General features: G+C 74.2%; 1 protein-coding gene and 1 pseudogene. Both read right to left on the bottom strand.

The features are described 5' to 3' along the window. Positions 1-604: DUF742 domain-containing protein (locus DEH69_RS24250; protein WP_147255819.1), on the bottom strand; the 604-nt coding region annotated here is incomplete at its 3' end. A gap of 103 nt (positions 605-707) precedes the next feature. Further along, positions 708-787, bottom strand: a pseudogene (locus DEH69_RS24245) (roadblock/LC7 domain-containing protein); the annotation flags it as partial.

Below are 787 nucleotides of genomic sequence, written 5' to 3'. Positions count from 1 at the left end.
CGGGCTCCGCGTCGTTGCCCGGCTGGTGAATGGCGACAAGCCCGGCCTCGGCGAGGTCCGCCACCAGGATCCTGGCGACCCCGAGGGGGATGGAGAGCAGCGCCGACACCTCGGCGACCGACTTGACCTCGTAGCACAGCTGGCAGATCCGCTGGTGCTCCGGCAGCTGGCCGGTCAGCCGCGCCGGGTCGGCGGTGGTGGACACCAGGGCCTCGATGGCCAGTTGGTATCGCGGCCTGGTCCTGCCGCCGGTCATCGCGTACGGACGCACCAGCGGCTGGGGCGCCTCTGGCCCGTCGCCGCCCGAGGAACGGCGCGGCGGCGCGGGCTGCCGCGTGCGCGGCGGCGTCCAGCTCTCGTGCTCGGGGCCGGGGCCCTGGTCGGGGCCCGGCGCTCCGGATCCGGGGGGGCGCGCGGAGCCCGGGGCGTGCGGGCCGCGCACCTCGGGTCCCTGGTCGGGCTGCCGCTGAGGAGCGGGCTGCCGCTCCGACGGCGGCCACTGGCCGCCGCTTGGCGCGGAGGGGAAGTTGAAGCGGCCGGAACGGCCACCGCCATGCGGCGGCGGGTACTCGCTGCCGTAAGGTCCGCCTGAGGGCGTTACCACAGATCCTCCTCCAAGTGCCTTCGCTGTCGCGGTGCCGTGGTCGCGTGTCGCTTCGCCTGCCCGCACCTTATGGTGCGGGGCCCCAATCCGCACAAGTCATCTGCTAGTTGAGAAGGCTCCCCTGGAGCTCGGCGCGGAGGTCGGGGGTCAGAACGGTACCGGCGCGATCCACCAGCAACGCCA

The sequence above is a fragment of the Streptomyces sp. PT12 genome, assembly GCF_003311645.1.
Taxonomy (GTDB): Bacteria; Actinomycetota; Actinomycetes; order Streptomycetales; family Streptomycetaceae; genus Streptomyces.
The sequence above is the reverse complement of the archived record's forward strand: the minus strand, read 5'-3'. Positions and strand labels throughout refer to the sequence as shown.